Consider the following 2,718-nt stretch of genomic DNA (forward strand, 5'->3'; position numbering starts at 1 on the left):
GTACCAGTCCTTGAACGCCTCGGCCTGCTTGCCCTCGATCAGCGTCAGCCCAGCGCCGGACGTGCGGTCTATCGTATCCGGTGCCATTCCCTGACGCCACGGGTTGTTCGGATCATAGCCGACGTTGCCGCCGTTGAGGACGATGACCTCGCCGCCGTGTTCGATGGTGTGGCCGTGGGGCAGTTTGCAACCGACAATCATGTGTAGCTCCTCTGGATGGGGCGGTCCTGGCTTCATCGGAACCCCGCCTGCGGGTGAGACAGGCGGGGCTATGGGAAGGCAGGAAGGTCAGATATCGAGCATCCGGGCCACCGCGATCGGGTAGCGCAGGATGGTGCCCCACGTGCCGGCCGAGTTCTTCTGCGACCATGACGAGGCATGGGTGACCAGAGCGTGAGCCCGCATCTTCTCGGTGTAGGCCGGGTAGGCGGTCTTCTTGCCGTCCACGTCGTCCTTGATGAGCATGAGGAGCTCGCCCGACGTGGTAGTGTATTCCGGCGCGGCCTTGATCTTCAGGTTCGGGAAAGCCTTCTTGAGAAGGTCCTCCACGTTCAGGCCGTAGTCGTTGCTGGTCAGCAGCCAGGGCTGACGGGTGGTCGAAAGAACCAGCGTCATCGCATCGGTCATCTCGACGTTACCGCCCATCTGGGTCACCAGCGTCGAATAGAGCTTCTTCACGTCGTTGAAGATTTCGAGCGCGCTGGCATAGGTCCAGCGGCTGCCGTCCGTGGTGATCGCCTTGGTGTTCGGCGAAATCGTGCTCGGCAGCGACGGGTCGTTGAGCAGGCCATAGTTCACGAGGCCGGTGACCCCGTAGAAGTAGGTCTTGTTGCTGAACTTGTTGAAGGTCAGCGCCATCGCGTTGTCGAGCTCGCCGGCATAGTTCAGGCCGGCCGCGCCCCAGCGTTCGAGCTGCTGCTCGCCGTAGCGCTTGAACGACTGCCAGGTGTAGGGCTGGCGGTAGTTCCACTGCTCGTTGGCGTCCACGTCGCCGTTGTTGCTGTAGTCGCCGTAGCTGGCCACCTGACCGGTGGCTTCAACCATCGGGAAGTAGGCAACCTGGTCGACCCACGAGCCCTTCTGCGCCTCACCGCCCATGATCTCGGCGGCGCGCATCGGGGTGAAGATGACCCGGATGACTTCGGGGTCGATGACCGACACGGCCGAGAGCAGGACACCGGCGTTGACGCTGGTGGCAAGGCCCGGCTGAGCGTCCATCGCCGCAACCTGCGACTTGAGGTGCGGGAAGGCGTCGAGAGCGAGGCGGTAGTCCTGCTTGAAGCGAGAGGCCCGCGCACGGCCGGCATCGGAGCCGTCGTGGGCAAACACCGCGTTGGTGGGGAAGAATACGCCGCGCTCGGCGAGTTCCTGACGAATAACGGGATCGCGCATGTTCAGTTACCCCCGGACGCTGATCTTGGCGAGTTCGCCGCTGCCCGCCGTCGAGCGGACATTGTAGGCGGTCTCGAAATTGGTGGTGCGAGTGACGGTGATCGAGCCGGACGCCGTGGCGTTGGCCGACATAACCGCGGTGCCCGCGACGGAGTTGACGCTCACGAGGTATGCGCCCGCCGGAATGCCGGTGCCGCTGATCGGCTCACCGGCATAGGCAGCGCCCGAAACGGAGGTCAGGTTCGGCGAACCGTTGGTCGTGGTCGCGGTGAAGGTCGCGGTGGCCGGAGTGGCCGTGGCCGCCGCCTTGCAGGCGCCGTCCGCGTAGTTCATGTAGACCTTCTGGTTGATGGCCGCGCCGCCTGCGAAGCGGGCCCACACCGGACCATCTTCGAGCAGGTCGATCGCCTGTCCGGCCACCACGAGGTTCGAGGTGCCGGCGAGCAGAGCCGCGATCACAGCGGGCTGGTCGCGATGTACGAAGCCGTAGCGGACATTGGCGGTGCCGGGGTGCGCGCTGGTCACCTGGCCGAAGCCGGTGCCGGCAGTGGCATTCGCCCAGGCGAACTGGCCGATGGTAACGCCGGCCGAGCCAGCGACGAGCTGGGCCTCGTCGAAATTCGTTAGGCTGAACTGCGGGTTGGCGCCATAGAAGCCGCCCTCGATGCCGGGCGACTGCTGCGAAGCGACGGAAGTCTGGAAAGCCATTGCGTTAGCTCCGGATCACGGGAGGAAGGTTCGGGATGATCTTGGCGAGCTTGCTCTCCACGATCGGGGCGGCGTCGGTGGCCAGCGGCTGCGAGGCGGTGACCTCGCGGGCAACCATCGCCTTGAGCGTGGCGGCCGGTGCGGCGTCGAGCGCGGCGACAGCGTAGCCCTTCGTCTTGAGCGCGAAGCGGTAGACCTTCTCGGCGCTGTCCATGCCGACGACTTCGCCGACCAACGGCTTGACGTCGTGCAGGGCAACCGAGAGTGCAGCGGCACGGGCAGCGCCGCGCTTCTCGGCCTTGTCGATCATGCGGGCGACAGTCGCGGCGTCCATGGCCGGCTTGTCGTCCTTGTCGTCGTCGTCGTCTTCGTCCTCGGCCGGCGACGGGTCGTCGTCCTCCTTGGCATCGGGGTCTTCGTCCTCGGCAGAATCGTCATCATCACCGTCGGCATCCTTGTCGTCCTCGTCGAGGGCAAGAATGGCGGCGGCAAGCGCATCGGCATCGAGCGCGGCGTCGGCGGCGAGGTGCGGCGCGACCAGCGCAGCGATCCCGGAAGCGAGCTTCTTCATTCGTTCGTCTCCAACCATGACATCCGGCCCTGCGCGTCCTTCGATCA

2 protein-coding genes and 2 pseudogenes are annotated in these 2,718 nt (G+C 65.5%); all 4 read right to left on the minus strand.

What is annotated here, in order from left to right; translation table 11 throughout:
* A pseudogene (locus AC1P6P_RS16405) lies at nucleotides 1-201 on the minus strand (hypothetical protein); the annotation flags it as partial.
* Nucleotides 202-288: 87 nt separating this feature from the next.
* Entirely contained in the window at nucleotides 289-1,392 is a 1,104-nt protein-coding gene (locus AC1P6P_RS16410) for a DUF2184 domain-containing protein (RefSeq protein ID WP_481403524.1), read from the minus strand.
* Nucleotides 1,393-1,398: 6 nt separating this feature from the next.
* A complete protein-coding gene (locus tag AC1P6P_RS16415; protein ID WP_481403525.1) occupies nucleotides 1,399-2,100 on the minus strand; it encodes a structural cement protein Gp24 in 702 nt (233 codons plus the stop codon).
* 4 nt (nucleotides 2,101-2,104) lie between these two features.
* A pseudogene (locus tag AC1P6P_RS16420) lies at nucleotides 2,105-2,718 on the minus strand (hypothetical protein); the annotation flags it as partial.

The sequence above is a fragment of the Rhizomicrobium sp. genome (genome assembly GCF_056722145.1).